The organism is Paraburkholderia domus (genome assembly GCF_905220705.1).
Taxonomy (GTDB): domain Bacteria; phylum Pseudomonadota; class Gammaproteobacteria; order Burkholderiales; family Burkholderiaceae; genus Paraburkholderia; species Paraburkholderia domus.
In genome coordinates this window covers 20,049-46,203 of sequence record NZ_CAJNAT010000029.1, presented here as the reverse complement: position 1 = coordinate 46,203, position 26,155 = coordinate 20,049, and the positions used below count along the sequence as shown (strand labels likewise).

General features: G+C 60.6%; 24 protein-coding genes. 18 read left to right on the top strand and 6 right to left on the bottom strand.

The features are described from left to right. Positions 1 to 12 precede the first annotated feature (12 nt). From KHO31_RS31880 to KHO31_RS31860, 5 genes are read right to left on the bottom strand one after another with little or no spacing between them, the layout of a single operon-like run. Complete coding sequence (locus tag KHO31_RS31880; RefSeq protein ID WP_201087072.1) at positions 13 to 864, bottom strand: sugar phosphate isomerase/epimerase family protein; 852 nt, start codon at positions 862 to 864, stop codon at positions 13 to 15. Then, positions 779 to 1,198: a Dabb family protein gene (locus KHO31_RS31875; protein WP_201087071.1), complete on the bottom strand. Its 420-nt coding sequence runs from the start codon at positions 1,196 to 1,198 to the stop codon at positions 779 to 781. The genes KHO31_RS31880 and KHO31_RS31875 overlap by 86 nt, the downstream gene beginning before the upstream one ends. Positions 1,199 to 1,200: 2 nt before the next feature. Continuing rightward, positions 1,201 to 2,370, bottom strand: coding sequence for a dihydrodipicolinate synthase family protein (locus KHO31_RS31870; RefSeq protein ID WP_201087070.1), 1,170 nt, complete (start codon positions 2,368 to 2,370; stop codon positions 1,201 to 1,203). A 7-nt stretch (positions 2,371 to 2,377) separates the two neighbouring features. Next, entirely contained in the window at positions 2,378 to 3,157 is a 780-nt protein-coding gene (locus tag KHO31_RS31865; RefSeq protein ID WP_201087069.1) for a 3-ketoacyl-ACP reductase, read from the bottom strand. Then, positions 3,154 to 4,299, bottom strand: a complete 1,146-nt coding sequence (locus tag KHO31_RS31860) for an acyl-CoA dehydrogenase family protein (RefSeq protein ID WP_211625073.1) — start codon at positions 4,297 to 4,299, stop codon at positions 3,154 to 3,156. The genes KHO31_RS31865 and KHO31_RS31860 overlap by 4 nt, the downstream gene beginning before the upstream one ends. Before the next feature lie 213 nt (positions 4,300 to 4,512). Between KHO31_RS31860 and KHO31_RS31855 the strand changes: the two genes are divergently transcribed. Then, positions 4,513 to 6,045 carry an acyl CoA:acetate/3-ketoacid CoA transferase gene (locus KHO31_RS31855; RefSeq protein ID WP_211625180.1) on the top strand — a complete coding sequence of 511 codons (1,533 nt, stop codon included), beginning with the start codon at positions 4,513 to 4,515 and terminating at the stop codon, positions 6,043 to 6,045. A gap of 53 nt (positions 6,046 to 6,098) precedes the next feature. Here KHO31_RS31855 and KHO31_RS31850 read toward each other — a convergent pair whose 3' ends face one another. Further along, on the bottom strand, positions 6,099 to 6,782 hold the full coding sequence (locus KHO31_RS31850) for a TetR/AcrR family transcriptional regulator (protein ID WP_201087067.1): 684 nt from the start codon (positions 6,780 to 6,782) through the stop codon (positions 6,099 to 6,101). Between the two features lie 212 nt (positions 6,783 to 6,994). On the opposite strand from KHO31_RS31850, the gene KHO31_RS31845 reads away from it, so the two are divergent. The 17 genes from KHO31_RS31845 to KHO31_RS31765 all read left to right on the top strand — a co-directional run bounded on the left by KHO31_RS31845 (position 6,995) and on the right by KHO31_RS31765 (position 26,151). Continuing rightward, complete coding sequence (locus tag KHO31_RS31845) at positions 6,995 to 8,503, top strand: aldehyde dehydrogenase family protein (RefSeq protein WP_201087075.1); 1,509 nt, start codon at positions 6,995 to 6,997, stop codon at positions 8,501 to 8,503. Between the two features lie 104 nt (positions 8,504 to 8,607). Continuing rightward, the gene (locus KHO31_RS31840; RefSeq protein WP_211625071.1) at positions 8,608 to 10,281 is read left to right on the top strand and encodes a GMC family oxidoreductase; all 1,674 of its coding nucleotides are present in this window, start codon (positions 8,608 to 8,610) and stop codon (positions 10,279 to 10,281) included. Between the two features lie 126 nt (positions 10,282 to 10,407). Then, on the top strand, positions 10,408 to 11,487 hold the full coding sequence (locus KHO31_RS31835; RefSeq protein ID WP_211625069.1) for a sugar ABC transporter substrate-binding protein: 1,080 nt from the start codon (positions 10,408 to 10,410) through the stop codon (positions 11,485 to 11,487). Positions 11,488 to 11,549: 62 nt separating this feature from the next. Next, positions 11,550 to 12,503 carry an ABC transporter permease gene (locus tag KHO31_RS31830; RefSeq protein WP_236071609.1) on the top strand — a complete coding sequence of 318 codons (954 nt, stop codon included), beginning with the start codon at positions 11,550 to 11,552 and terminating at the stop codon, positions 12,501 to 12,503. Between the two features lie 16 nt (positions 12,504 to 12,519). Next, positions 12,520 to 14,019, top strand: a complete 1,500-nt coding sequence (locus KHO31_RS31825) for a sugar ABC transporter ATP-binding protein (protein WP_211625065.1) — start codon at positions 12,520 to 12,522, stop codon at positions 14,017 to 14,019. A gap of 7 nt (positions 14,020 to 14,026) precedes the next feature. After that, positions 14,027 to 14,986, top strand: coding sequence for an ABC transporter permease (locus KHO31_RS31820; protein WP_211625063.1), 960 nt, complete (start codon positions 14,027 to 14,029; stop codon positions 14,984 to 14,986). Between the two features lie 59 nt (positions 14,987 to 15,045). Continuing rightward, positions 15,046 to 15,795 (top strand): electron transfer flavoprotein subunit beta/FixA family protein, encoded by a 750-nt coding sequence (locus KHO31_RS31815; RefSeq protein ID WP_201087061.1) that lies wholly within the window; start codon positions 15,046 to 15,048, stop codon positions 15,793 to 15,795. A 22-nt stretch (positions 15,796 to 15,817) separates the two neighbouring features. Continuing rightward, entirely contained in the window at positions 15,818 to 16,750 is a 933-nt protein-coding gene (locus KHO31_RS31810) for an electron transfer flavoprotein subunit alpha/FixB family protein (protein ID WP_211625061.1), read from the top strand. A 23-nt stretch (positions 16,751 to 16,773) separates the two neighbouring features. Next, the gene (locus KHO31_RS31805) at positions 16,774 to 17,781 is read left to right on the top strand and encodes a Gfo/Idh/MocA family protein (protein ID WP_211625059.1); all 1,008 of its coding nucleotides are present in this window, start codon (positions 16,774 to 16,776) and stop codon (positions 17,779 to 17,781) included. Further along, positions 17,781 to 18,578, top strand: coding sequence for a shikimate dehydrogenase family protein (locus KHO31_RS31800; protein WP_211625057.1), 798 nt, complete (start codon positions 17,781 to 17,783; stop codon positions 18,576 to 18,578). The genes KHO31_RS31805 and KHO31_RS31800 overlap by 1 nt, the downstream gene beginning before the upstream one ends. A gap of 200 nt (positions 18,579 to 18,778) precedes the next feature. Further along, positions 18,779 to 19,795, top strand: a complete 1,017-nt coding sequence (locus KHO31_RS31795) for an aldo/keto reductase (RefSeq protein WP_211625055.1) — start codon at positions 18,779 to 18,781, stop codon at positions 19,793 to 19,795. Between the two features lie 132 nt (positions 19,796 to 19,927). Beyond that, on the top strand, positions 19,928 to 20,950 hold the full coding sequence (locus tag KHO31_RS31790; RefSeq protein WP_211625053.1) for a zinc-dependent alcohol dehydrogenase: 1,023 nt from the start codon (positions 19,928 to 19,930) through the stop codon (positions 20,948 to 20,950). A gap of 40 nt (positions 20,951 to 20,990) precedes the next feature. Beyond that, entirely contained in the window at positions 20,991 to 22,469 is a 1,479-nt protein-coding gene (locus tag KHO31_RS31785; RefSeq protein WP_211625051.1) for a sugar ABC transporter ATP-binding protein, read from the top strand. A gap of 2 nt (positions 22,470 to 22,471) precedes the next feature. Beyond that, positions 22,472 to 23,464 carry an ABC transporter permease gene (locus KHO31_RS31780; RefSeq protein ID WP_201086663.1) on the top strand — a complete coding sequence of 331 codons (993 nt, stop codon included), beginning with the start codon at positions 22,472 to 22,474 and terminating at the stop codon, positions 23,462 to 23,464. Positions 23,465 to 23,488: 24 nt separating this feature from the next. Then, positions 23,489 to 24,430 carry a substrate-binding domain-containing protein gene (locus tag KHO31_RS31775; protein ID WP_211625049.1) on the top strand — a complete coding sequence of 314 codons (942 nt, stop codon included), beginning with the start codon at positions 23,489 to 23,491 and terminating at the stop codon, positions 24,428 to 24,430. Positions 24,431 to 24,506: 76 nt separating this feature from the next. Beyond that, positions 24,507 to 25,022: a VOC family protein gene (locus KHO31_RS31770; protein ID WP_201086665.1), complete on the top strand. Its 516-nt coding sequence runs from the start codon at positions 24,507 to 24,509 to the stop codon at positions 25,020 to 25,022. Between the two features lie 115 nt (positions 25,023 to 25,137). Further along, positions 25,138 to 26,151 (top strand): zinc-binding dehydrogenase, encoded by a 1,014-nt coding sequence (locus tag KHO31_RS31765; protein WP_211625046.1) that lies wholly within the window; start codon positions 25,138 to 25,140, stop codon positions 26,149 to 26,151. Positions 26,152 to 26,155 lie beyond the last annotated feature (4 nt).

The following is a 26,155-nucleotide window of genomic DNA, read 5'->3' as shown; positions in this document are numbered from 1 at the left end:
TGACGCGCACTGTCAGCAGACAGTCCGCAGACGTTCAGCGCATATTGCGAGTACTTCGTCCGGTGCGCGTTGCCACCAGTTTTGTGCGGAAAAAATCTCGGTTTCCACCAGTCCGTCGTATCCAGCGCCTTCGACGCATGACCGCACCGCCGGTAGATCGATGACACCGTCGCCCATCATTCCACGATCCAGTAGCATGTCACCGGTTTCGTGCAGCCAGTCGCACACGTGATACGCCAGAATGCGGCCCGCCTGCCCAGCTGCGGCAATCGACGCCTTCAGCTCCGGGTCCCACCAGCAGTGGTAAACATCAACTGCAACACCGATAAGTCCTGACCGGTCCGGGTCCACGGTTTCACAAATATTCACTGCCTGTGCGATTGTGTTGACCACGGCACGATTGGCTGCGTACATTGGATGAAGTGGCTCGAGTGCGAGCGGCACACCGCACTCGCGTGCAGTCTCCAGCAGCATTGAGATCCCGTCGACCGCCTGAGATCGCGCGCCTTCCAGATCGCGGCTACCCGGCACAATTCCACCGACCACTATCACGAAGCAACGCGCTCCGAGCACTGCCGCATCACGCAATGCGGCCCGGTTTGCTTTGACGTTCGCGCTGAATTCCGCGGAAGTCGCTGCCGGAAGATAGGTCGAGCGACAATAGCCGGTCACGGTCAGATCGAGCGCTCTGATCTGGCGGGCGAACTGCGCGACGTCGCCATCCTCGACCTCGCGGCGCCATGGCGCTATGCCGCCGAAGCCCGCGCGGGCAATACGATCAATCGTACGACTGAGTGGCTCCCGATGGCCCAGTGTTGCGGTATTGATGGAGCACAGGTCGAGTCTTCCCTGAAGGTTTCTCATGAGTTTCCAGATCGATATCGAAGACGAGCAGGCCTTGCGCACCGTCTTCAAGTGTCTCAAGAAGACGTGCGCCAATGGCCTGATGCGTGGGGTGCGCCAGATAGGCAAAGCAGTCGTCGCGGCTCGCGAAATCCATCATGAAGCCGTCAGAAAACGTCATGCCATAGCCTTCCGGCGACACGTTGGGCCCGCTCTGAAAGTTGGTGAAGGCAATGCCGGGCACTTCCGTTAATCGCCGGATCTGCTCAAAGAACGCGAGGCGGCGTGCCGGTGGCACTTCGCTACGGAACCGGCAAAACACCATGTGCCGCACGGGTCCCCTGGATCGGGCCATGATCAGTCTCCGCATCCTAGTGGCGCCATGACCTTCCGAATGCGACTGATCGCATCGCCCGGATCGCGCAGCAAGCCGGCCTGGTCTGCGAGGCGGAATACGTCGGCCAGATAAGCTGGCGGCCGCATACCGTGGTGACCGCCCGGCATGAAGAAGTGATCCTGGAAGCCATTCAGGTATGCAAGGAACACTACGCCGGTCTTGTAGTACTGCGTTGGCGCGCGAAAAATGTGGCGCGAAAGCGGGACCGTCGGCCCCAGCAACAGGTTATACGTATCGAGGTCACCCGCAGAGAGGGCTGTCAGCGCTTGAGACGCCGCTGGCGCAATGGCGTCGAAAATGCCGAGAAGCGCATGTGAGAAATGCGTGCCATCGCCGGCGATCAGCGCGGGATAGTTGAAGTCGTCGCCTGTGTACATCTTCACGCTTTGCGGCAGACGACGGCGGAACGTGATCTCCTTCTGCTCGTCGAGCAACGAGATCTTGATGCCATCCACTTTGGCCGAATTGGCCTCGATGATATCGAGGCAAACTTCGGCTGCATCCGGAAATCCGCTTGCGCCCCAGTAGCCCGCGAGTTCAGGGTCGAACATGTCGCCGAGCCAATGCAGAATGACCGGCTGATCGCACATGGCGAGCACTTCGCGATAGACGCGCCGGTAATCGTCCGGCGAGCGTGCCACTTTCGCGAGCGCGCGACTCGCCATCAGGATCACGCGTCCGCCCACGCGCTGCACGGCTTCAAGTTGCTCCGCATATGCACGAATCACCTGATCGCAGTTCGTCACCGAAGCGGGCGTCATGTGGTCAGTGCCGCAACCCGACGCGATGGCCGCCCCGGCAATATCGCGTGTGCCTTCGATGCTGCGTGTGATCAGTTCAAGTGCCGTGCTCCACGGCAAACCCATGCCGCGTTGCGCCGTGTCCATGGCTTCTGCGATGCCCAATCCCTGTTGAAGGAGATAGCGCCGGTAAGCGATCGTGCGGTCCCAGTCGATGGCGGGCTCGGCGTTTAGCTCCCCCGCGCGGAGCGGATCGGCGACCACGTGAGCGGCCGAGTACGCAATGCGGTTGAATTCACGCGCAGGCGGTCGTACCTCGAGTGGCGTGCCCTGCACGAGATACGTTTCCAGTGTGCCGGACGCAGCCGGAAGTCTGATTGACAGGTTCATAGGTAGCTCAGTATTTGGTGACGAGGAGGCCGCCGTCGATACGGATCGCCTGGCCGACGCTGTAGGGAAGGCCGCCGGTGGCAAGCGTTCGCACGGTGATTGCAACTTCCTGCGGCGTGCCCCAGCGTTTGATGGCGGTCAGTCCCTGTTCGATCTGCGTGTCGTAGCGTGCGCGGGACGGCGCGGTCATTTCGGTTTCGATCAGGCCGGGCTGCACCTCATACACGCTGATGCCGTGCTCCGCCAGACGCAACGAGAAAAGCGTGTTCGCCATCGAAAGCCCGGCCTTGGATACGCAATATTCGCTGCGCAAGGGCGAGGCCGCGATCGCGTTGGACGACGTGATGGTGATGATCGACGGATGCGGTGCAACGGGAGGTCCCGAGCGCGCAAGGCAGTGTTTCGAGAATGCCTGCATGAGAAAGAACGTGCCGCGCGTATTCACCGCGATGCAGCGGTCGAAACTTTCCGCTGTGACGTCGAGGAGGTCGCCGCGTGACATCACGGAAACACCCGCGTTGTTCACGAGGCAATCGATCTGGCCGTCGAGCGAGGCTTCGATAGCGGATAACGTGGCCGGATGCGAATCGATGTCGGCGAGGTCGGAGAGCGTTGCGATCGCGCGTGCGCCGGTTTGCTGAACCTCGCGAACGGCATCGTCGAGTTCATCCGACGCCACCGCATCGGTCAGCGCGATGTCGAAACCGGCGCGACCAAGTTCGATCGCGATCGCGCGGCCGATGCCACGTCGGCTACCTGTGACAAGTGCGATTGGGCGAGCGCTCATAATGAGGCTCCATTGGCAATCAGATCGCGTGCAATGATCGTGCGCTGGATCTGGTTCGTGCCTTCGTAGATCTGCGTGATCTTGGCGTCCCGATACAGGCGTTCGACTTCGTAGCCGCGAATGTAGCCGCTGCCGCCGAAAATCTGCACGGCGTTAGCGCTGTGCTTGACGGCGGTATCGCCGGCAAAGCACTTGGCCATTGAGCAGGCAATGCTGGGGCGATCGCCCGATTCGAGTCGTTCCGCGGCGTCGAGGACGAGCAGGCGCGCGGCCTGAATGTCCTTCGCCATATCCGCGAGCATCCATTGAATGCCTTGCAACTCGGCAATATGACTGCCGAACTGCTTGCGGGTTTGCGAGTATTCGAGTGCCGCTTCGAGCCCCGCCTGCGCGATGCCCACGGCAAGCGAGGCGATACCCACACGCCCCTTGTCGAGCGCGCTCATCATCATGTGAAAGCCGCGGCCTTCGGTGCCGAGCAGCGCATCGCGCGGCAACTTTACCCGGTCGAAATTCAGTTCGCCGACCTGCGACGCGCGCTGCCCCATCTTGTGCTCTTTGGGACCTTTCGATACTCCGGCCAACGAGCAGTCCACGATGAAGATACTCATGCCGCGTTTTCCCGCCGCGGGGTCGGTCCGGGCGAGCACGAATGCGACGTCGGCAACCGGGGCGTTGTGAATCCAGAGCTTGGCGCCGTTGAGTTCCCAGCCCTCGGCCGTACGGGTCGCGGTGGTACGGATGCCGGAGACGTCAGTGCCTGCGTCAGCCTCAGTGATGCAATAGGCCGGCCGTAGTTTCGCGCGCAAGAGCGGCTCCATGTAGGTCGCACGTTGCTCGCCGGTGCCGTGTGCGGAAAGAAGGGTGCCGACCAGTTCAAGGAGACCGCACTGGTCAGCGACGGAAGCGTAACCGCGCGACAGTTCTTCCATCACGAGTGCGTAGGCCGTGACGTCGAGTCCTGCGCCGCCGAATTCTTCCGGCACGGTGATGCCGAACAGGCCCAACTCGCCCATCTGGGCGTAGATCTCCGCTGGGAAGCGTTCCTCGCGATCCAGTTCCTCGGCGACTGGGCGAATCACCTCCTGCGCAAAGCGCCGGGTGGTTTCACGAATCTGCTGATGCGTTTCTGAGAGTTTCATGCTGTCTCCGTCCTCATGATCGGTACCTGTTTTATGCCTGGTTTGCGCTGGTGAAGGTAAACCCGAGCCTTGCGCATCACCGCTTGAATTACGTGATTTCCTGTGCCAACATTGGCATCAAGTAACCATCTGGATGGTTATTTAAAACCAACGAATGACCGATGTCAACGAGCTTTGTGGCCGATTTGATTGGAGGGTAGTTTGAAAAACTGGATGCAAGCCGAAGATGCGGTTGAGCAAATCTTCGATGGGGCGACCATTGCGCTGGCCAGCAACGGCGGCGGGATGCTTGAGCCGGACGCCGTGCTCGCGAAACTGGAGCAGCGATTCCTCGAGACTGGGCATCCGCGCGATCTGACGGTGGTCCACGCACTCGGAATCGGCGACGGCAAGGGCAGCGGTCTTGGGCGCTTCGCGCACCCGGGTATGGTGCGACGCGTCATCGGTGGACACTGGAGCTGGTCGCCGGCCATGCAGCAAATGGCGAAAGAGAATGCGTTCGAAGCGTATAGCTTCCCGGCGGGCGCAATCTCCACATTGCTGCGCGAGATCGGCGCAGGGCGGCCGGGGCTCGTCACGCACGTCGGTCTGCGTACGTTCGTCGATCCGCGCATCGACGGCGGCAAGATCAATGCGCGCGCTACCGAAGACCTCGTCGAACTGATTGAACTCGATGGGCGCGAGTACTTGCGCTACAAGCCGTTCAAAGTCGATTTCGCAATCGTCCGCGGTTCGTCCGCGGACGCGGCCGGCAATGTCACGTTACGTCGCGAGCCCGTTGACCTTGACACGTACGCAGCGGCTCTTGCTGCTCACAACTGTGGCGGCCATGTGATTGTGCAGGTCAAGGAGCGCGAGCCGGCAGGCTACGTGCCTGCGCGACTGGTGCGAATACCGGGTGTTCTCGTTGACACGCTCGTCGAGACGCCGGCGGCACCGCAGTGTGCGATCGCCGACTACGACTCCACGCTAAGTGGCGAAACGGTCGGAACCATTGCCGATGGCTTCTATGAAGTGCCCATGGGTATACGTCGCATCGTTGCGGCACGCGCCGCGGAGGAACTGCACGAAGGGCATTCGGCGAATTTCGGTTTCGGCATCCCAGGCGGTATTCCGGGTTTGCTGGCGCAACAGGGACGACTCGGCACGTTCTGGGGAACAGTCGAGCAGGGCATCCACAACGGCGCCATGGTCGACGGTCCCATGTTCGGCTCTGCGCGCAACGCGGAAGCGATTCTCTCAAGCGTCGATCAATTCGATTTCTACAGTGGGGGCGGGGTCGACATTTCGTTTCTCGGCATGGGCGAGATGGATGGAGACGGGAATATCAATGTCTCGAAACTCGGCTCGACGGTGGTAGGGCCAGGCGGCTTTATCGACATCACCCAGGGTGCGCGCAAGATCGTCTTCTGCGGCAGTTTCGAAGCAAAAGGCCTGCAGGTCGAGCAGGTGGGCCAGCGCGTGAATATCGTGTCGCCGGGCAGTGTGCCGAAGCTCGTCGAGCGCGTGCAGCACATCACGTTTAGCGGCGTGCAGGCGCGTATCGCGAAGCAGGACGTGCTGTATGTGACAGAGCGGGCGGTCTTCCGGCTCGAAGAGGATGGGGTTCGTCTGATCGAAGTGGCGGAAGGTGTGGATGTTGAGCGGGACGTGCTTGCGCGGATGGGGTTTCGCCCGCTTGTCGACGACGCATTGCTTGCGCGCGGTAAGGGCGCGGCGGACAAGCGGCGCGAGCAGCCGGCCTGATGAACGCTCACGCAATCGGGAGCGCCGCTGCTCGGCGCTCCGCAAGTGACCACTCAGGCGTGCACGAGCCTGAGAATGGTCTCGATGTTGAAGTCGAGCCTGGCTTTCAACGCCTCCTTGCTCATGAAGTCGATGTCGAAAATGAGGCCGCTGGTGTGGCGATTGGTGAGGTAGTAGTAACCGATCGCAGCCATCGTAATGTGCAGTTGCCGGGCGTCGACGCCGCTGCGGAATACACCCGCTTCGACGCCACGGTCGAGTATGCGTTGCAACATCGAGATGAAATCATGATGCAGTTCCTTGAATCGTTCGGACTTCTTCAGATGACGCGCCTTGTGCAGGTTCTCGCTATTCACGAGTGTCATGAATTCCGGGTTCTTCAGGTAGTAGTTCCACGTATGCGTGGCGAGCGCGACGATCGCATCTTCGGGAGAAAGATGATCGAGGTTGAGCTTCAGTTCGGCGGTGCGGATGTCGGCATAGGCGTCCTCGAGCACGGCAACGAACAGCTCCTCCTTGCTCCCGAAGTAGTGGTAGATCATCCGCTTGTTGGCCTTCGAACGTGTCGCGATGGCTTCCACGCGTGCGCCGGCAAGACCGAGTTTCGCGAACTCCATTTTCGCGGCTTCGAGAATACGCGCCCGGGTCACCTCGGGATCCCGCTGCCTCGGCGGCTGCGTCGCGCCCGTCTTGGCGGTTTTGGATGCCCGGCTGGGAGGCGTGGTCACAAGAGTCATGGTCGGTGATCGCTGCAAAGAGAGTCAGTGGGAGCGGCGTCATTCGCGGCCGCGTTGTGTCAGCGACTATAGACCAAAAAGGCATTGTCAGGAAGTAACCGGATGGTGCAGAATGGGCGCAAAAACGGGCAGCACATCGCATGGCCCACACAATTTTCCGCACGCACGACGCGCTTTCCGTGTCCGTGCAAAAGCAGATTCTGGAGGCAGGAATGAGTAACCTGAATGAACTCGCAGCAACGCTTCGTCTTCCGTCGGAACCTCTGCGCACGCCGATGTTCATCGACGGCAAGGACTATGTCGGGCTCGCTGGCGAATTCATGACGCGCAAGAGTCCGGGCCACGGCGTGCCGGTGACATCCACGGCGCGCGCATCTGTCGACGATCTGAATGTGGCGGTTGCTTCGGCGCGCCGGGCGTTCGACGACGGGCGCTGGTCGCGTCTGTCCGGTGAGCAGCGTGCAACGGTGCTGCTCAAAACCGCGAGTCTTATCCGGGACAACGTGGAGACGCTCGCGTACCTGGAAACGCTGGAAAGCGGCAAGCCGATAGGCCAGTCGCGCGGCGAGATCAACGCCGCGGCGGGCATCTGGGAGTACGCGGCGGGTCTTGCGCGTGTCGCGCACGGCGATTCGCATGACACCCTCGGCAGCGACATGTTTGGTCTTGTCGTGCGCCAGCCGGTCGGCGTGGTGGGCATCGTCACGCCATGGAATTTCCCGTTCTTCATTCTGTCCGAGCGCCTGCCGTTCGTTCTGGCGGCGGGATGCACCGCGGTTGTCAAACCCGCCGAACTCACCTCGACCACGACACTCAGGCTCGCCGCGCTTCTGACAGAGGCCGGCTTGCCGGACGGCGTCGTGAACGTGGTGACTGGGCTCGGCTCGAAGGTAGGTCAGGCGCTCGCGGAGCATATGGATGTCGACATGGTGTCGTTCACCGGCTCGACGCCAGTGGGCCGTTCGGTGCTGACGGCAGCGGGCGGCAACATGAAGAAGGTCGGGCTCGAGCTGGGCGGCAAGAATCCGCAGATCGTGTTCGCGGACGCCGATCTCGCCGATGCCGCGGACGCCATCGCCTTTGGCATCTGTTTCAACGCGGGCCAATGCTGTGTGTCGGGCAGCCGTCTGGTCGTGCATCGATCGGTGGAAGATGAGCTTGTCGCGCGGGTCAAGAGTGTGCTCGAGAAGGTGCGGGTGGGCGATCCGCTCGACGCGTCGAACCACGTTGGCGCTATCGTTGAAGCGCGTCAGTTCGACAAGATTTGCAGTTTCATCGAAGCGGGCAGCCGCGACGGCGCACAACTGGTGCATGGCGGCACGTCGAGCCAGGATGGCGAGCGCTTTTTCATCCAGCCCACCATGTTCCGCAACGTCGAACCGCACAGCGCGCTGGCGCAGGAAGAGATTTTCGGACCCGTGCTGTCGGTCACGCCATTCGACACCTTCGAGCAGGCGATCCAGATTGCGAACGGCGTGCCGTATGGTCTCGCGGCCAGCATCTGGACGCGCGATCTGCAGGGCGCGATCAAGAGCTTTCGCGACGTTCAGGCGGGCCGGATCTGGGTCAACTGCACCATCACCGGCGGCCCGGAAATGCCGATCGGCGGTGTCAAGCAATCGGGCATTGGCCGCGAGACGGGGCGTTACGGCGTCGAGGAGTACACCGAACTGAAGTCGGTTCATGTCCAGTTAGGCAACCGGCCGCGCTGGATCGCTTAACGTGGTCTGGTTCGAATCAAGCGGCCGCCAGGAGCCGTAAGCGCCTCATGAATTGCGGAGTCACGCGCAGCGTGTGACTGCAGAACACAGTATCGGAGACAGCAATGTATGACTATGTGATCGTAGGTGGCGGCGCGGCGGGTTGTGCGCTCGCGGCGCGTCTGAGCGAGGATGCGGGCAACCGGGTGCTGCTTCTCGAAGCTGGACCTGCCGATACGGATCCGTACATCCACATGCCGGTTGGCTTCTTCAAGATGACGGGCGGCCCGCTGACTTGGGGCTATCGCACGGCTGCGGCGGCCGAAACACAAGGGCGGCAGATTCCATTCGCGCAGGGCCGCGTGCTCGGGGGTGGCGGCTCGATCAATGCCATGGTCTACACACGTGGGCAGCCGTCGGACTATGACGGCTGGGAGCGCGATGGTTGCACCGGTTGGGGCTTTCGCGATGGCGTGCTGCCGTACTTGCGCCGCATGGAAGACAACGAGCGCCTGTGCAATGAGTATCACGGCGTTGGCGGCCCACTCGGTGTGTCGGATCTCATCAGCGTCAACGAATTGACCAAGGCTTTTGTGCTGGCTGGGCAGGAAGCCGGCATGCCACATAACAGTGACTTCAACGGCGCGCAGCAGGAAGGCGTAGGCGCTTATCAGGTCACGCAGCGCAACGGCAAGCGCTGCAGCGCGGCGGTCGGCTATCTGCGCGACGCTCGCACACGGCCCAATCTGACGGTGCGCACCGGCTGCCTCGTTTCGCGTGTGGTCATCGAAAATGGCCGCGCAATCGGCGTTGAATTTGCACCCGGGGACGATCGCTCGAACGTGACCATTGCGCGTGCTGAACGCGAAGTCATCGTGACCGCTGGGGCGATTGGTTCGCCGAAGCTGCTGATGCTCTCCGGCATCGGACGTGCGGAAGACCTGGAACGCGCGGGCGTGAAGCCCGTGCATGTGCTAAACGGCGTCGGGCAAAACCTGCAGGATCACTTCGACATCGATATCGTCTACGAGTTGAATGGTGCGTACAGTCTGGACAAATATTCGAAGAAACACATGATGCTGCTCGCCGGCCTCGAGTACAAACTCTTCAACAAGGGGCCGGTCACGTCCAACATCGCCGAAGGCGGTGCGTTCTGGTATTCGGACAGCAGCGTACCGACACCCGACCTGCAGTTTCACTTCTTGCCTGGTGCAGGGGTCGAGGCCGGCGTGCCGCCGGTACCGTCCGGTTCGGGCTGTACGCTCAACTCCTATTTCCTCAGACCGCGTAGCCGTGGCAGCGTCACGCTGCACAGTGCCGATCCCGCCGACGCGCCGGTGATCGATCCGGCTTATATCCGTGACCCGTATGACCTGAAGGTGGCCGTCGACGGTATTCGCCAGAGTCGCGAAATCATGAGTCAGAAGGCGCTGAGCAAATACATCAGGAGCGAGCACTTCCCTGGCGCAAACGTGCGCACGCAGGCCGAGTATGAGACCTACGCGCAGCAGTACGGACGCACCGGCTATCACCCGGTCGGTACCTGCAAGATGGGAATCGACGAATTGTCGGTCGTCGATCCGCAATTGCGCGTGTACGGAATCGAAGGGCTGCGTGTCGCCGATTCGTCAGTGATGCCGCGGATCGTGAGTTCGAATACGAATGCGCCCACACTGATGATCGCGGAAAAGGCTGCTGATCTGATTCGTGGTCTGGTGGCAACGCCGGCGCCCGTAGTGGGTCGGCTTGCTAGCACCTCAGGCCGTGTGGCGCACGAGGCCGCAGTGGCAGCGGTCTGACGAAAGACAACGAGGTTTGAAAAGGAGCACCCGGATAAACTGGGTCTTTCTAACAGATCAGTAAATATCCGGTTATTTATAATTACCCCTGATGCAAAGGGTCTTTTTTGGCTCGGAGGAGACATCATGTCGAAACAGGATCAACACACAGGCGTATCGCGTCGCGACTTTATCAAACTCGGCGCAGGCGCGGCATTCGCCGTCGCGGGCAGCGGCATGGCGGGCCTTTCGTTCGGCGCGGGGCAGACCACGCTCGCCTGTTCGTTCCGCTCGCTGACCAATCCGTATTACACCGCGTTCAACAAGGGCGCACAGGCTTTCGCAAAGAGCGTCGGTCTGCCGTACGTGCCGCTGACGACCGAAGGCAGCTCGGAAAAAGGCATCGCGGATATCCGCGCGCTGCTGCAGAAAACCGGCGGCAACCTGGTGCTGAATGTCGACCCCAACGACTCGGCCGATGCCCGCGTGATCGTCGAAGCCTGCTCGAAAGCCGGCGCTTACGTCACGACGATCTGGAATAAACCCAAGGACCTGCATCCGTGGGATTTCAACCCGAACTACGTCGCGCACATGTCGTTCGACGGCGTGGCATACGGCGAATCGACCGCGACTGAGCTGTTCAAGGCGATGGGCGGCAAGGGTGGCGTTGTGGCAATCGGCGGCATTTTCAGCAACGTGCCTGCCATCGAGCGCAAGGCGGGTCTGATGGCGGCGCTGAAGAAATTCCCCGACATCCAGTTGCTGGACTTTCAGGTGGCGGACTGGGATTCGCAGAAGGCCTTTCCGATCATGCAGGCATGGATGACCCGCTTCAATTCGAAGATCAAGGGTGTGTGGGCCGCGAACGACGACATGGCGTTGGGTGCAATCGAAGCGCTGCGCGCAGAAGGGCTCGCGGGACAACTGCCGGTCTCCGGCATGGACGGCACACAACCGGGGCTCGCCGCGATCAAGGTGGGCGAACTCGTGACGACGGTTGACTGGGATCCGTACTGGCTAGGCGGCATTGGCCTTTCAATGGGGCTTCATGCGCAGCAGAAGAAACTGGACGTGGCATCGCTGCCGAAGGACCAGCGCGAATCGTTCTGCAAGGCGACCCTTGTCACCAGGTCGAATGTGCAGGCAGTCATGGCGCGCGAAGCGGCGCCTAGCGCGGATTGGAACAGTCTTTACGCCCGCGTCGCGGGTCCCGTGGTGTATCGATGAGCAAGCTAACCGCAGCGCCTACCCGGCAGGCCGTAAGCACAACAACAACCGGGATCGGATTCATGTCGATGCATTCCCTGCTGCAGCGCTTTGCGCCGCTGCTGGTTTTGCTGGCGCTCGGCCTTTGCATCGGCGCGGTCAATCACGATTTCTTCGATCCGATGAATCTGGCGCGAATCGCGATTTCTGCTGCGATTCCGCTCACCATCGCGCTCGGCGGCACGTTCGTGATTCAACTCGGCAGCATCGACCTGTCGGCGGAAGGGATTGTCGCGGTGTCCGCCATTACGGTGTCGATGCTGGTCGAGAACTCGTACAACGACAATCACTATGGCCTGTGGGTGCTGGCCGTCGCGATTGCCGCTGGCGCGGTGCTGGGGTGCGCCAACGGCATGCTGCACGTGTTCCTGCGTATTCCTTCATTCATTGCCACGCTCGCGGTCGGCTTTGTGGCAACCGGAATCGGGACGGCATGGCTATCGGGCAACACGATCCGCGTGAGCGACATGGCACTGCGTTCGATTGCGATTACGCGTTACCTGGGCTTGCCGTTGTCGGTATGGATCGGCTTGCTCGCGCTCGCCGTCGCGTGGTTTATCTACCGGCATACGTTGCTCGGACGTCACACGCTGGCAATCGGTGGCGGTGAGGATCTCGCGCGTCTGAACGGAGTTCGAGTGCGGCGCGTGCGAATTGCGATCTTTGCACTGGCGGGCGCCTTCTATGGCGTGGCCGGCATTCTTGCAGTCGCGCAATATGGGCAGGGTCACGCGCTCATCGCTGACGGCCAGTTGTTTGTTGCGATCACGGCCATCGTGGTGGGGGGGACCTCGCTCGCGGGCGGTAACGGCAGCCCGTTGAACACACTTATCGGTACGTTGATCGTCGTGGTGCTCGGCAACGGCATGGTGCTACTCGGCGTGCCGCCTTATGTGCAGCAGGGCATTCAGGGCGTGCTGATTATCGTTGCAGTCACGCTTGCGCTCAATCGCTCGCACCGACGCATCGTCAAGTAAGCCTGGGAGATTCAACATGCTGAAACTCAAGAACATCACGAAACGCTTCCCTGGTGTCCTCGCTCTGGATGACGTATCGGTCGAAGTCCGACCCAATGAAATCGTTGGCCTGATTGGCGAGAACGGCGCGGGCAAGTCGACGCTGATGAAACTGTTGACCGGCGCGTACCACCAGGACTCCGGCGAAATCACACTCTCCGGCCAACCGCTCGTGATTCGCAATCCACGCGATGCCACTGCGAAAGGTATTGCGATGGTGTATCAGGAACAGTCGATCCTGCCTAACCTGACGATTGCCGAGAACCTGTTTCTTGGGCGTGAGGAAAACTTCACGACGTTCGGCCGCATGAACTGGTCGAAGCTCAAACGCGCAGCGCAGGCTGAACTCGCCACCGTGCATCTCGACATTGATCCATTGACGGTTTGTGAGGACCTTTCATTCGGGCAACGGCAGATGGTGGAACTGGCGCGTGCGCTGTCGCTGGCGAGCCGCACCGGCGGCACACCGATCATTCTGCTCGACGAGCCGACTTCTGTTCTGGAAGCCGCAGAGATCGAGATTCTGTTCAGGCTGGTGCGCGAACTCAAGTCGCGCGCCTCGTTTGTGTTCGTCTCGCACCGTCTGGACGAACTGCTTTCGCTGAGCGACCGCGTGTACGTCATGAAAGACGGCAAGGTGGTGGCGGAGATGGCTTCGGCTGATGCCTCGGTCAAGCAGCTTCATGAACTGATGGTGGGCCGCTCGATGCACGGCGAGTACTACCGCGAGAATTTGCAGAAACCGTGCCGCGCTGAGGTGGCGCTGTCGGTCTCGCATGCGTCGCTTGGTCATGCGTTGAACGACGTGTCGTTTGAAGTACGACAGGGCGAGGTCTTCGGTGTGGCGGGCGTAGTGGGTTCGGGGCGTGAAGAACTGTGCCGGGTGATCGCCGGACTGGAAAAACTCGATTCCGGCGAAGTGCGGATTTGCGGCACACTGCTCAAGCCACAGGCGAATCACGCGGTTGCGTTGGGGGTCGGCTACGTGCCGCGCGAGCGCAAGGTGGAAGGGCTCGTGACGCAGATGAGCGTCGCGGAAAATCTAACGTTGCCACGACTGGGTGCCGTGAGCCGGGGCGGCGTGGTGCGCAAAGGGAGTGAGCGCAAGATTGCCAACGAGTGGATCGAGCGTTTGCGTATCAAGACGCCGGGGCCGGATGCTTCTTGCCGCAATCTCTCGGGTGGCAACCAGCAAAAGGTCGTGCTGGCGAAATGGCGCTTTGCCGGTAGCCGGATTCTCGTGCTTGACCATCCGACCCGCGGCCTCGACGTCGGCGCGAAGGAAGAGGTCTATCAACTTATTCGCGAGTTGACGGCTGAAGGCGTAGCGGTCGTGCTGACAGGCGACACGCTCGAAGAGATTCTCGGCCTGAGCCACCGCATTATGGTGATGCGCGATGGCCGCGCGCAAAGGGTTCTGCCGTGCGAAGTGGGCTCGAAGCCTTCGCAGGTTGAAATCGTCGAACATATGGTGTGAGGCTGCTATGTCATTACTGAAATCACCGTCGCGGGCGACGCTTCGCGACAACGCACCATTCGCTGCGTTAGTGGCGTTGTACGTGTTGATCGAAATCGCGCAGCCAGGTTTTATGGCGCTATCGACGCAACTCGGGCTGCTCGCGGACAGTTCCACGCTGTTCATCATGGCCGCCGGTACGACCTTTGTCGTGCTGCTGGGCAGTATCGATTTGTCGCTACAGTCGGTTGCATCATTGGCGAGTGTGATGGTCGCGCTGTTCTTGCCTCGCTACGGTGCGTGGGCGGCGGTCATTGCACTCGCGGCGTCCTTCGCGATTGGCCTTTTGAGCGGCGTGATCCAGACCGTGCTGCGCATTCCTTCTTTCATTGCGACGCTTGCAATCAGTGGCATTGCATCGGCCGCAGCGCTCACGCTGTCGGGAACGCGCTCCATTGCGATCAGCGACGATATGCGCAACGCTTCGCTAGGCTGGACGACGGGGACCTCGTTCGGCATCCCGCATGAGATTCTGCCGGCCGTGGCGGTGTTTGCGTTCTGCTGGTTTTTGCATCGCTCGACGATTTTCGGTCGTCACACCGATGCGATCGGCGCAGGCGAGCCAGCCGCTATTGCGTCGGGCGTGCGAGTGTCCGTGACGAAATGTTTGGTCTTTGCGACGTCGTCCTTCTTCGCTGGCCTTGCTGGCGTCGTGATGGCGGGGCGTCTTGGGAGCGGTTCGCCCACGCTGGCCAATCAGTTTCTGTTGCCGGCAATCGCGGCGGTGATCGTTGGCGGAACGGCATTGACGGGTGGATCGGGCGGCATTGTGCGCACGCTGATCGGTGCGTTGCTGGTGTCGGTGGCGCGCGTGGGCATGACCTTTGTCGGCATTAGCGTGTTTGCACAGCAGATCGTATTCGGCGTGATTCTGATTATCGCGGTGACAGTGGCGTTCGATCGCTCGAAGGTGCTGGTCATCAAATAAGTTCACGAATGGTCAGTTTCGGCTGACATGAGAAATCTGGCGGAGAAGGGTGGTTACGAATGAAAGTGCTAATAGCAGTGAAGAGAGTGGTCGACTACAACGTGAAAGTCCGGGTCAAGTCGGACGGCACGGGCGTCGACATCGCGAACGTGAAGATGTCGATGAATCCGTTCGACGAAATCGCGGTCGAAGAAGCCGTTCGTCTGAGGGAAGCGGGCGTGGCGACCGAAGTGATCGCCGTGTCGGCGGGTGTGACGCAGGCGCAGGAAACGCTGCGCACGGCGCTGGCGATCGGCGCGGACCGCGCGATCCTGATCGAGTCGAACGAAGAGTTGCAGCCGCTGGCGGTCGCCAAGCTGCTCAAGGCGCTGGTCGACAAGGAACAGCCTGGGCTGGTCATCCTCGGCAAGCAGGCCATCGACGACGACTCGAACCAGACCGGCCAGATGCTGGCTGCGCTGGCGAATCTGCCGCAGGCCACGTTCGCCTCGAAGGTTGTCGTGGCCGACGGCAAGGCGACGGTTTCGCGTGAAGTGGATGGCGGTGCGGAAACACTGTCGCTGACGCTGCCGGCCGTAATCACGACCGACCTGCGTCTGAACGAGCCGCGCTACGTGACGCTGCCGAACATCATGAAGGCGAAGAAGAGGCCGCTGGAAGTCATCAAGCCGGAAGACCTGGGCGTTGATGTGACACCGCGTCTGAAGACGCTGAAGGTTGTCGAGCCGCCGAAGCGCTCCGCCGGTGTGAAGGTGCCGGATGTGAAGACGCTGGTCGAGAAGCTGAAGACCGAAGCCAAGGTGCTTTAAGTAAAACGCGGAGACGGACGAAATGACGAATCTGGTAATTGCGGAACACGACAGCGCGTCGATCAAGGCTGCGACGCTGAATACGATTGCCGCAACGCAGAAGATTGGTGGCGATATTCACGTGCTGGTGGCAGGTCAAAACGCACAGGCCGCAGCGGATGCGGCAGCGAAGATCGCGGGTGTTTCGAAGGTGCTGCTGGCTGACGCGCCGCAACTCGCAGCGGGTCTGGCAGAAAACGTTGAAGCGACGGTTCTGAACATTGCGAAGGACTATTCGCACATCCTCGCGGCAGCGACGGCCTACGGCAAGAACATCGCGCCGCGTATCGCAGCGAAACTCGACGTCGCACAGATCAGCGACATCACGGCAGTGGATTCGGCCGATACGTTCGAGCGCCCGATCTACGCCGGTAACGCCATCGCAACGGTTCAATCTCAGGACCTGGTCAAGGTCATCACGGTCCGCACGACCGGTTTCGACCCGGTCGCAGCCGAAGGCGGCAGCGCAACGGTCGAGAAGATCGAAGCTGCAGCCGACACCGGCCTCTCGCAGTTCGTGAGCCGTGAAGTGACGAAGCTTGACCGTCCGGAACTGACGTCGGCGAAGATCATCGTCTCGGGTGGCCGCGGTCTGGGCAACGGCGAGAACTACACGAAGGTTCTCGAGCCGCTGGCGGACAAGCTGAACGCAGCACTGGGCGCATCGCGCGCAGCTGTCGATGCGGGCTTCGTGCCGAACGACTATCAGGTTGGGCAAACGGGCAAGATCGTCGCGCCGCAACTGTACGTGGCCGTCGGCATCTCGGGGGCGATCCAGCATCTGGCCGGAATGAAAGACTCGAAGGTCATCGTCGCCATCAACAAGGACCCGGAGGCGCCGATCTTCAGTGTCGCCGATTACGGTCTGGTGGGCGATCTGTTCGACATGGTGCCTGAGCTGACCGCGTCGGTTTGATGCGACACTACAAGGAACCCGAAATGCGTAAGACCCGGATTGCGATCGTAGGCGTCGGGCTCGCCGCCACACCTCACGCGCTTGCACTCAACGATCTGCGCGACGAAGTCGAGGTGGTCGGCGTGCTCGGCCGCTCGCGCGAGCGGCTCGAGACCTTCGCGAGGCAGTACGGTTTTCCGCTCGGCGAATCATTCGAGGCTGTGCTTAAAGATCCCGGCGTCGACGCCATTCTGGTGCTGACACCGCCGCACACGCATCTTGATCTCGTCCTGCAAGCCGCGGCGGCTGGCAAACACGTGCTGTTGGAGAAGCCACTCGACATCTCGACGCAACGCGCGGAACGTCTGGTACAAGCGTGCCGCGACGCCGACGTGCGGCTCGGTGTCGTGTTTCAGAACCGCTTTCGTCCGGCGGTGCAGCGGCTTGCCGCTTTGGTGCAGGAGGGCTCGCTCGGCCCACTCGCCTATGCCGGACTCGATCTGCGATGGTGGCGCCCGCAGTCATACTACGATGAACCGGACCGGGGCACCTACGCGCGCGATGGCGGCGGCGTACTGATGACGCAGGCGATCCACTCGCTCGATCTGCTCATGTGGCTGGCAGGTGACGTGTCATCGGTGACAGGCGCAACGGCGACGACACTGCTGCACTCGATAGAAGCGGAGGACTTCGCAAGCGCCGCACTCAGATTCGAAAGCGGCGCGGCCGGTTACGTGCTTGCCACCACCGCTGCGTTTCCAGGCTTTCCAGAGCGCATCGAAGTGGTCGGCAAAAAGGGCACGGCAGTGCTCGAAGGCGGCGCTTTGCGCGTGTTCTTCCAGGATGGCAGCACCGACGAATTTCATGATCCGTCTTCGTCGGGCTTCGGCGCGAAGCCGATGGATTTTTCTCACACCGCGCATCGCGACTTGATCAGGGATTTTTGCGCCGCTATCCGCGAGGATCGGACCCCCGCCATCGTTGGCGACGATGCGCTGCGCGTGCAACGGTTGATCGAACGCATCACCCTTCGACATGGAGACCCGTCCTGATGCCGATCGACGGAGAAACGAAAATCGTCGCCATCGTGGGTGATCCCATCGCGCAGGCGAAGTCGCCCGAACTGTTCAACGCACTGTTCGAACGGCACGCCGTGAATGCGGTGCTGATTCCGCTGCACGTGCCGCCAGCGAAACTTGGCGCAGTGCTCGACGGCTTGCGCGGCGTTGTCAACCTGGCGGGCGTCGTCGTCACGGTGCCGCACAAGATTGCTGCTGTCGCCTATGCCACGGATTTGTCCGCGGCGGCCCGGCAGACGGGCGGCGCGAACTGTCTGCGCCGCGAGACGGACGGCACGTGGTCCGGAGCCATGTTCGACGGTATTGGTTTCGTGAAAGGTCTCGACGCCTGCAAGCATGTCGTACGTAACAAGTCGGTGCTGCTGGTCGGAACCGGCGGGGCAGGCGCGGGCGTCGCACACGCGCTGGTCGATGCCGGGGTTGCATCGCTTGATCTGTTCGACAGCAATACGGAATCGCTGCAACGGCTTGAGGACGCCCTGCGTTCGCGTGGCGGCACGACGCTTATACGTCGGAGCACACCGTCCGCACAGCCGATGCACGACCTTATTGTGAACGCGACGCCGTGCGGGATGCACGCTGGGGATCCGCTGCCGATCGACCTGACTGGCGCAGGTCCGGACGCGGTGGTGGCGGACCTCATTATGAAACCCGCGCAAACGCGCCTGCTGGAAGGCGCTAAGGCACGCGGCCTCGCTACGCATTTGGGCCGTCACCTGCTCGAAAGCTCGGTGGCAACAATGGCCGCTTTTCTACGGCTTGTGCCCTGATCGCCCATACGCCAGGGTTGCTGTGGCAGACGCTCCTGGATGTTTCGCATAAAGCCGCTAAAAGTCAGGGAAAACCCGCTTGATGGATGCTTCACTGCGGCCCAATATCACCGTTAAGTAACCATCCAGTGAGTTACTAAAATTCGGATCAGATGAATAATTCAACTCATGGCAGCAACCACCTTGCATGGGAGACAAAGATGGATCCGGTAGCAAAGCGTAGATGGCCGCGCTCAGGGCTCGAGACAACCTTGATGGGCTTCGGCGCCGCGCCGATCGGCAACATCTTCAGGTCGATCAGCGAGGAAGATTCGGCTGCGTTGATCAAGGCAGCGTGGGACGCGGGCGTACGCTACTTCGATACCGCCCCGATGTATGGCCATGGGTTGAGCGAGGCGCGTTGCGGGCAGGGGTTGCGCTGGTATCCGCGTGACCAGTACGTGCTGTCGACCAAAGTCGGGCGCATTCTGAAGCCGCACAAGCGCGCCGAGATCAACTTCGAGCCGTGGGTCGACGGGCTGCCGTTCGAACCTGTTTTCGACTACAGCTACGACGGCACAATGCGCTCGATCGAGGACAGTCTGCAGCGTCTGGCGCTGGAGCACATCGATATCGCGCTGATTCACGACATCGACGTCTTTACGCACGGAGAGCGCCAGCCTGAGATGTTCAAGGCCGCGATGGCGGGTGCGTCGAAAGCACTGCTGAAACTCCGGGACGAAGGGGTCGTGAAAGCGGTGGGGCTCGGCGTCAACGAGTGGCAGGTCGCGCACGAAGCGATTCGCCAGCAGGATTTCGACTGCCTGCTGCTGGCCGGCCGCTACACGCTGCTCGAGCAGGACGCGCTGGACGGCTTTCTGCCGATGTGTGAAGAGAAGCACGTGTCGGTGATTCTCGGTGGCGGCTACAACAGCGGCATTCTCGCGACGGGCGCCGTGCCCGGTGCGAAGTACAACTATTCGCTCGCGCCGGAGCCGATCCTTGAGCGCGTACGCAGGATCGAGCAGGTATGTCGGGAATTCTCGGTGCCGCTCAAAGCCGCAGCACTGCAATTCGTCCTCGGCCATCCCGCTATCCCGACCAACATTCCGGGCGTGCGCACGGTTGCACAACTGGAAGACAACCTTCAAACCTTCCGGGCTGAGATTCCAGCGGAATTCTGGGCCGAACTGAAGCGCCGCGAACTGATCCGGCAGGATGCGCCGACACCTCAATAGCGCTTGGCTGCAGACCACTGCCGGGCAGTAACGAGCTGTCCGGCTCGCGACAAACTCACGAGCATCACCGCCACGGTTAGCCATGGCGGAGGGGCCGTGTCGTCCTCGCGTTTTATCGTCAGAGAGAAAGTCATGAAAGCAGCTGTACTCGTCGCACCCAGGCAGTTCGAGTTGCGTGACGTGCCAGTTCCTGAATGCGGCGCGTCCGATGTGTTGATCAAGGTAGAACGCTGCGGTATCTGCGGCACCGACCTGCATATCTATCACGGCAATTATTCGGTCGATCGCCTGCCATTGATTCCCGGCCATGAATTTTCCGGGACGATTGCGGAGATGGGTTCGGATGTGAAAGGGCTGCGCGTCGGTCAACCGGTGACGGCCGATATCAATCTTGGTTGCCGCAGTTGTTTTTACTGCCGCAAGAATGAAATTCTCAATTGCACGCAGATGGTTCAACTCGGGATTCATGTGAACGGCGGCATGGCCGAGTACGTGCGGGTGCCGGCTTACGCTGTCGTTCCGTTGCCGGCGGCGATGCCGATCGAAGAAGGCGCGATGGTCGAACCGCTGTCGTGCATCGTGCGCGCGTTTCGCAAGAGTCACCTGCGGCTCGGCGAGAGCGTACTGGTCATCGGCGCAGGTCCGATCGGCCAGATGCACTTGCAGCTCGCGTTGCGTTCAGGCGCGGCACCTGTGATCGTGATCGAGCCGAACGCGCAGCGCGCGCAACTCGCAAAAGATCTGGGCGCGGACTTCGTCGTGACCGACGCAGCGCAGTTGGAAACCACCGTGCGGGCTGCAACCGATGGGCGCGGCGTAGACGTCGCGATTGAGAGCGTCGGCTCCACTGAACTGTATGAGCGTGCATTGGCGTTGATCCGCCCGGGCGGGCGCGTGATCGCCTTCGGCCTTGCCAAGCCGGGCCACACGTTCCGAATTTCGGCGCTTGATTTCGTTCTGCGCGAGCAGGGCGTACAGGCGAGCGTCGCGGGAATGGGCGACGACATGCACGAGGCGGCTACGCTGCTCGGCTACAAACGTATCGACGTCGCGCCGTTTCTGACGACGATCTATCGGCTCGACGACGTGGAACATGCATTCGCGCGGCTCGCTGAGGACAGGAGCGTGTTGAAGATCCAGTTGCAAGTCGCCTGAACGACCGATCTGCTCGCGTCGTCAACTCAAGAGGTGCGCTATGAATGCCCTTGAAGTACGAGGAATCAGCAAGACTTACCCGGGTGTCCGTGCCCTTGATCAGATTGCCTTCACCTGCGGCAAAGGGTCGGTCCATGCATTAGTCGGCGAGAACGGGGCAGGCAAGTCGACGCTCATCAAGATCCTGAGTGGCGCAGTCGCACCGGACGAAGGTGAGTTGCTGCTCGACGGACAACCCTACACGCCGGAGTCGCCGAGCGAAGCCGCCGAAGCGGGCGTATCGACGATCTACCAGGAGTTCAATCTGATACCGGGATTGAACGTTGCAGAGAACATCTTCCTGGGGCGTGAGCGCATCGAAAACGGACTGCTTGACAGTAAGTCCATGCGCAAGGAAGCACAGGCGCTACTGGAGCGCATCGGCGCGCCAATCGATGTGCGCAGACGTGTCGGCACTCTGTCGGTCGCCGAGCAGCAACTCGTGGAAATTGCGAAGTCGCTGGCGATATCCGCGCGTGTGCTGATCATGGACGAACCATCGGCCACGTTATCCGACCACGAAATGACCTTGCTCTATAACGTGGTCAGAAAGCTCTCCAGCGAGGGGGTGGCGATCATCTATGTGTCGCACCGGATGGATGAAATCTTCGATCTCTGCGATACCTGTACCGTGATGAAAGATGGGCGGTCAGTATGCACGCGCCCCGTCGCCGAACTCAGCCGGGATGCGTTGATCCAGCTTATGGTGGGCCGTGAACTCGATACACGCTTTCCCGATAAGCGGCCGTTGGCAACGGGCGAAATCGTGCTCGAGGTCGAGGGTCTTCGCCTCGAACAACGCGTGCGGGACGTCACCTTTAACGTTCGTGCGGGAGAGGTGGTGGGCCTGGCCGGCCTCGTCGGTGCAGGCAGGACAGAGGTGGCACGAGCCATCTTCGGCCTCGAGAACGTCACGGGTGGCCGCATTTCGCTCCGAGGCCAGAGTCATCGGCCCGAAACACCGTCGCAGGCAATCGAGGCAGGTATCGCACTGGTTCCGGAAGATCGTAAGACACAAGGTCTCGTGCTGGGACTAAGCATTCGCGAGAACGCCATTTTGCCCACGCTGAAAAGCATTTGCCGGTTCGGCTTTGTTGAAGGCCGCAAGGAGCGGGCGCGGGTTGCAAAAGTCTGCAAGCAACTGGCGGTATCGGCATCGAGCGTAGAAGTGCCGGTCATGACGCTTTCCGGTGGTAACCAGCAGAAGGTTGTTTTTGGCAAGTGGATGGCGCATTCCTTTTCGCTGCTGATTCTGGACGAGCCGACCCGCGGTGTCGACGTGGGTGCGAAGACGGAGTTCTACAAGCTCATCGATGAAATTGCACGTTCAGGTAAAGCGGTACTTCTGATTTCTTCGGAATTGCCGGAATTGATCGGCATGGCCGATCGCATCGTCGGCGTGCGCGACGGCGTGGTCACGGGTGAGGCCATGGCGCTCGGAGCAACCGAAGAGTCCGTTCTACAAATGATTGCGAGGTAATCATGGCCATTGCCGAATCACTATCGAATATCAGTTCCAGCGAGCGTTTCTCGAACAACGCATACCGGCGCATCGAGCTTGTTCAGCGCTACGGCATTCTGGCGATCTTTCTGTTGCTTTGCGTCACGGCCGCATTGTCGTCACCGTTCTTTTTAACGCCGGAAAATCTGCTCAACGTAGTTAGACAGGTATCGGTAGTTGGCCTGACTGCTCTTGGTATGACCTTTGTCATTTTGACCGCCGGCATCGATCTATCCGTCGGCTCGATCCTCGCGTTGACGACACTTGCCGTTGCTGGCCTGAAACCCTATGGACCTGTCGCATCGCTTGCCGGCGGACTTGCTGTGGCGCTGGCTTGCGGGTGGCTGAACGGTTTTATCACTACGAAAGGCCGCATTCAGCCGTTCATTGTCACGCTCGGCATGATGACGGCGCTCGTTGGCGTCGGCCTCGCCTATTCCGATGGGCAGCCGGTGATCGGCGTGCCTGTCTCGCTCGGATGGATTGGTCGCGGTCGGCTCGGCGGTGTCCCTGTGCAGGCCATTCTGTTCATCCTGATGGCGCTGGCTTCTATCGTGATCCTGAAGAAGACGCGCTACGGACGCCATATCTATGCGGTCGGCGGCAACATTGAAGCAGCTCGCCTCTCGGGCGTCGCAGTGGATCGGGTTCGGGTGATCGCTTACTGCTTGTCCGGTCTTTTCGCTGGACTCGGTGGCATTGTCATGGCGGCGCAATTGAACATCGGCGAGGCGAATCTCGGGAAAGGCCTCGAGCTCGATGCCATCGCAGCTGTGGTGGTGGGAGGGACAAGTCTTGCCGGTGGCGCCGGCGGCATTGGCGGGACGATTATCGGCGTGCTGCTGATCGGCGTGCTCAACAATCTGCTCAACCTTCTTAACATTCCCGCTTATACACAATTGATCGTGAAGGGCGCCATCATCGTGATAGCCGTCCTGATTCACGCTCAGCTTAGTCGTTCCAGGGGCCGATAGGTCACCCGACAAAAAGGAGACAGAATGAAACCCTCAAAAATCGCGCTGGCGTTAGCTGCGGCGGCATTGTTGTTCGGTGGCATGAGCACGGCGTGGGCCGCGCCGGACACCATCGGATTATCGCAGGAGAGTCTGGACCATCCGTGGCTAGCAACCCAGCGTAAGCAGATCGATGCAGCTTGCAAAGCTGCTGGTATCAGGCTCCTTGCCACCGATGGACAAGGAAATGTAGCGACGCAAATTGCCGGCATTGAGGACATGCAGTCGAAGGGCATCAAATTGTTGCTGGTTCAGGCGGGCAAAGCGGAAGGGTTGCGTCAGGAATTGGAGAGTCTGAAAGAGCGCGGTATTCCGTACATGTTCGTTGGCAAGCCGATTGAAAATGCCGGCGCGATCACCATGGTCTCCGGAGACAACCGCGCCTTGGGTGCCGACGCGGGCCAATTCATTGTCGACAGCCTGACTCAGAAAAACGGCAAGCCCAAGGGCAATCTCGTCGTGCTCGAAGGTATACCTGGCGATGAAACATCACTCAACCGGGTCGGCGGAGCTGTGTCCGTCGTTAAGAAGTATCAGGACATCAAGATTGTTGCCTCGCAGCCCGGCGATTACCGCAGGCCTAAAGCTTATTCGGTCATGCAAAACATCCTTCAGGCACACCCGCCAGGCACGCTGGATATCGTATTCGCCGCAAACGGGGAGATGGCACTAGGTGCGATTCAGGCGATCAAGGAAAGCGGGCGGTCCAAGGAGATCAAGGTAGTTGGACTCGATGGGCAGAAAGAAGAGTTCGATGCCATCCGGGCGGGTGATGAAGCAGCCACCTGGCTGTACCCGCCGGCCGGCACGGAGGGTATGGCGGTTGCGCTCAAAGTCCTTAAGGGCGAAAAGGTGCCGCCCAAAGTCCTCCTGCCGACGGTGCGTGTCACGAAAGACAACGTGAACTTGGTCCAGCCGGCGTTTTAGCCGTTATTGGCTTCGCGGCACCCTTTGCAAGGGTGAATCAATCGGCCTTGTCACGGGTACCAGCAAACGGAAATACATGATGAAAATTTACGGCATGGAGCATGTAGGCTTTACGGTCCCCAACCTTGACGAAGCAGTGCACTTCTTTCAAACGGCTTTGGGTGCGGTCACCGCTATGGAAACGGGACCGGTCGTGGTGGATGACGCGTTCATGGCGCGGCGCCTCGGTGTGCCCGAACATTGCCGCATCGAAAACATCAAGGTGTTGCGCTGTGGATATGGCGCGAATCTCGAGCTGTTCGAATACTCAGGCGAGACGCAGCAATCAGCACTCAGGCGCAACAGTGAAGTGGGTGGTTTCCATCTTGCCTTTCAGGTCGACGATGCCGTTGCTGCAGCCGATAACTTGAGAGAGAAGGGTGTGGACGTGCTGGAGGGACCAACCTACGTCGATGCAGGACCGATGAAAGGTCTTACGTGGGTGTATCTGCGCGCTCCGTGGGGGCAGTTCCTCGAACTGGTAAGCCGAAGCGGCCCGCTCGGATATGAAGATGCTGGCGGCCCGACCCTTTGGGCACCGCAATCCGCATAGAACAAGTTCAGGTTTCGCTCCTGATGTCCCGTTCGACGAGCATCGCCGTTCGTCTTCGGAAAATCGGTAGCAAGACCTGCATAGCGGTGCTGATTGCCGCGCTGGGAGACATCATATGCAAGAAATGGAAATCTGCTTTCCGGGGAAGGAGCAATTCATCCTGCAGCCCTGTGAGCCGTCGGAGGCGCTGCTTCCCAATGAGGTGCGTGGGCGCACGATCGCGACGCTCGTTAGCCCCGGGACGGAACTGGCATGGGCGACCGGAGAGGATTTTCCGATCAGGCCGGGTTATTCCGCTGTGTTTGAGGTTCAGGAACGTGGTGCGGACGTTTCCATCGCGTCTATCGGTGATCTCTTGTTCTGCATGGGCAGTCACCGGAGTTACCAGCACGTCGACGTTGCCCATACAGTCGCGATACCCAGCGAGATCAAGCCGGAGACTGCACTGCTCGCACGCCTCGTGGGCGTATCGATGACCACGTTAATGACGACCAAAGCGCGGCCTGGAGACCCCGTAGTGATTTGCGGCGCGGGACCGGTCGGCTATCTGGCCGCGCACATTTTCCGGATTGGCGGCTACGACGTCACGGTCGTTGAGCCCGATGCTAAACGACGCGCTCAGGCGCAGGACTCGGGGCTGCGATCGGTCTTTGCGGCGTTTCCATTTGAGCGACCGGAACTGGCAGGTCAAGTCGCGCTGGTGGTCGATTGTTCGGGGCACGAGCAAGCGGTTCTGGATGGCTGTCGCATCGTACGGCAGAACGGCGAGGTCGTACTGGTCGGGGTCCCTTGGCGGCGTCAGGCGGATCTGTCCGCTCATGAATTGCTTAACGCAGTGTTCAATGGTTTTGTGGAGTTGCGTAGTGGCTGGGAATGGGCCTTCCCGCTAGTCTCCCGGAGCTTTAAATGGGAGGAGCTTCGGGAGGGCTACAACAACAGTTCACAGAGCATCATGGCCGGCTTTCGCAAAGCGATGAAGTGGCTAGCAGAGGATCGTATTCCGTTGGAAGGTATGGTGCGGATCGAAACACCGGATGAGCCGGAAAAAGTCTACCGTGCGCTGCTGGAGCGGAGCGTTGATGAACCGTTTGTGGTTCTCGATTGGCGTGAACTTCACACCCGCTACTGAGTTG

Coding starts and splice junctions, on each gene's coding strand:
- KHO31_RS31880 (WP_201087072.1), bottom strand. CDS start 864: ATGAGAAACCTTCAGGGAAGACTCGACCTGTGCTCCATCAATACCGCA.
- KHO31_RS31875 (WP_201087071.1), bottom strand. CDS start 1,198: ATGGCCCGATCCAGGGGACCCGTGCGGCACATGGTGTTTTGCCGGTTC.
- KHO31_RS31870 (WP_201087070.1), bottom strand. CDS start 2,370: ATGAACCTGTCAATCAGACTTCCGGCTGCGTCCGGCACACTGGAAACG.
- KHO31_RS31865 (WP_201087069.1), bottom strand. CDS start 3,157: ATGAGCGCTCGCCCAATCGCACTTGTCACAGGTAGCCGACGTGGCATC.
- KHO31_RS31860 (WP_211625073.1), bottom strand. CDS start 4,299: ATGAAACTCTCAGAAACGCATCAGCAGATTCGTGAAACCACCCGGCGC.
- KHO31_RS31855 (WP_211625180.1), top strand. CDS start 4,513: ATGCAAGCCGAAGATGCGGTTGAGCAAATCTTCGATGGGGCGACCATT.
- KHO31_RS31850 (WP_201087067.1), bottom strand. CDS start 6,782: ATGACTCTTGTGACCACGCCTCCCAGCCGGGCATCCAAAACCGCCAAG.
- KHO31_RS31845 (WP_201087075.1), top strand. CDS start 6,995: ATGAGTAACCTGAATGAACTCGCAGCAACGCTTCGTCTTCCGTCGGAA.
- KHO31_RS31840 (WP_211625071.1), top strand. CDS start 8,608: ATGTATGACTATGTGATCGTAGGTGGCGGCGCGGCGGGTTGTGCGCTC.
- KHO31_RS31835 (WP_211625069.1), top strand. CDS start 10,408: ATGTCGAAACAGGATCAACACACAGGCGTATCGCGTCGCGACTTTATC.
- KHO31_RS31830 (WP_236071609.1), top strand. CDS start 11,550: ATGTCGATGCATTCCCTGCTGCAGCGCTTTGCGCCGCTGCTGGTTTTG.
- KHO31_RS31825 (WP_211625065.1), top strand. CDS start 12,520: ATGCTGAAACTCAAGAACATCACGAAACGCTTCCCTGGTGTCCTCGCT.
- KHO31_RS31820 (WP_211625063.1), top strand. CDS start 14,027: ATGTCATTACTGAAATCACCGTCGCGGGCGACGCTTCGCGACAACGCA.
- KHO31_RS31815 (WP_201087061.1), top strand. CDS start 15,046: ATGAAAGTGCTAATAGCAGTGAAGAGAGTGGTCGACTACAACGTGAAA.
- KHO31_RS31810 (WP_211625061.1), top strand. CDS start 15,818: ATGACGAATCTGGTAATTGCGGAACACGACAGCGCGTCGATCAAGGCT.
- KHO31_RS31805 (WP_211625059.1), top strand. CDS start 16,774: ATGCGTAAGACCCGGATTGCGATCGTAGGCGTCGGGCTCGCCGCCACA.
- KHO31_RS31800 (WP_211625057.1), top strand. CDS start 17,781: ATGCCGATCGACGGAGAAACGAAAATCGTCGCCATCGTGGGTGATCCC.
- KHO31_RS31795 (WP_211625055.1), top strand. CDS start 18,779: ATGGATCCGGTAGCAAAGCGTAGATGGCCGCGCTCAGGGCTCGAGACA.
- KHO31_RS31790 (WP_211625053.1), top strand. CDS start 19,928: ATGAAAGCAGCTGTACTCGTCGCACCCAGGCAGTTCGAGTTGCGTGAC.
- KHO31_RS31785 (WP_211625051.1), top strand. CDS start 20,991: ATGAATGCCCTTGAAGTACGAGGAATCAGCAAGACTTACCCGGGTGTC.
- KHO31_RS31780 (WP_201086663.1), top strand. CDS start 22,472: ATGGCCATTGCCGAATCACTATCGAATATCAGTTCCAGCGAGCGTTTC.
- KHO31_RS31775 (WP_211625049.1), top strand. CDS start 23,489: ATGAAACCCTCAAAAATCGCGCTGGCGTTAGCTGCGGCGGCATTGTTG.
- KHO31_RS31770 (WP_201086665.1), top strand. CDS start 24,507: ATGATGAAAATTTACGGCATGGAGCATGTAGGCTTTACGGTCCCCAAC.
- KHO31_RS31765 (WP_211625046.1), top strand. CDS start 25,138: ATGCAAGAAATGGAAATCTGCTTTCCGGGGAAGGAGCAATTCATCCTG.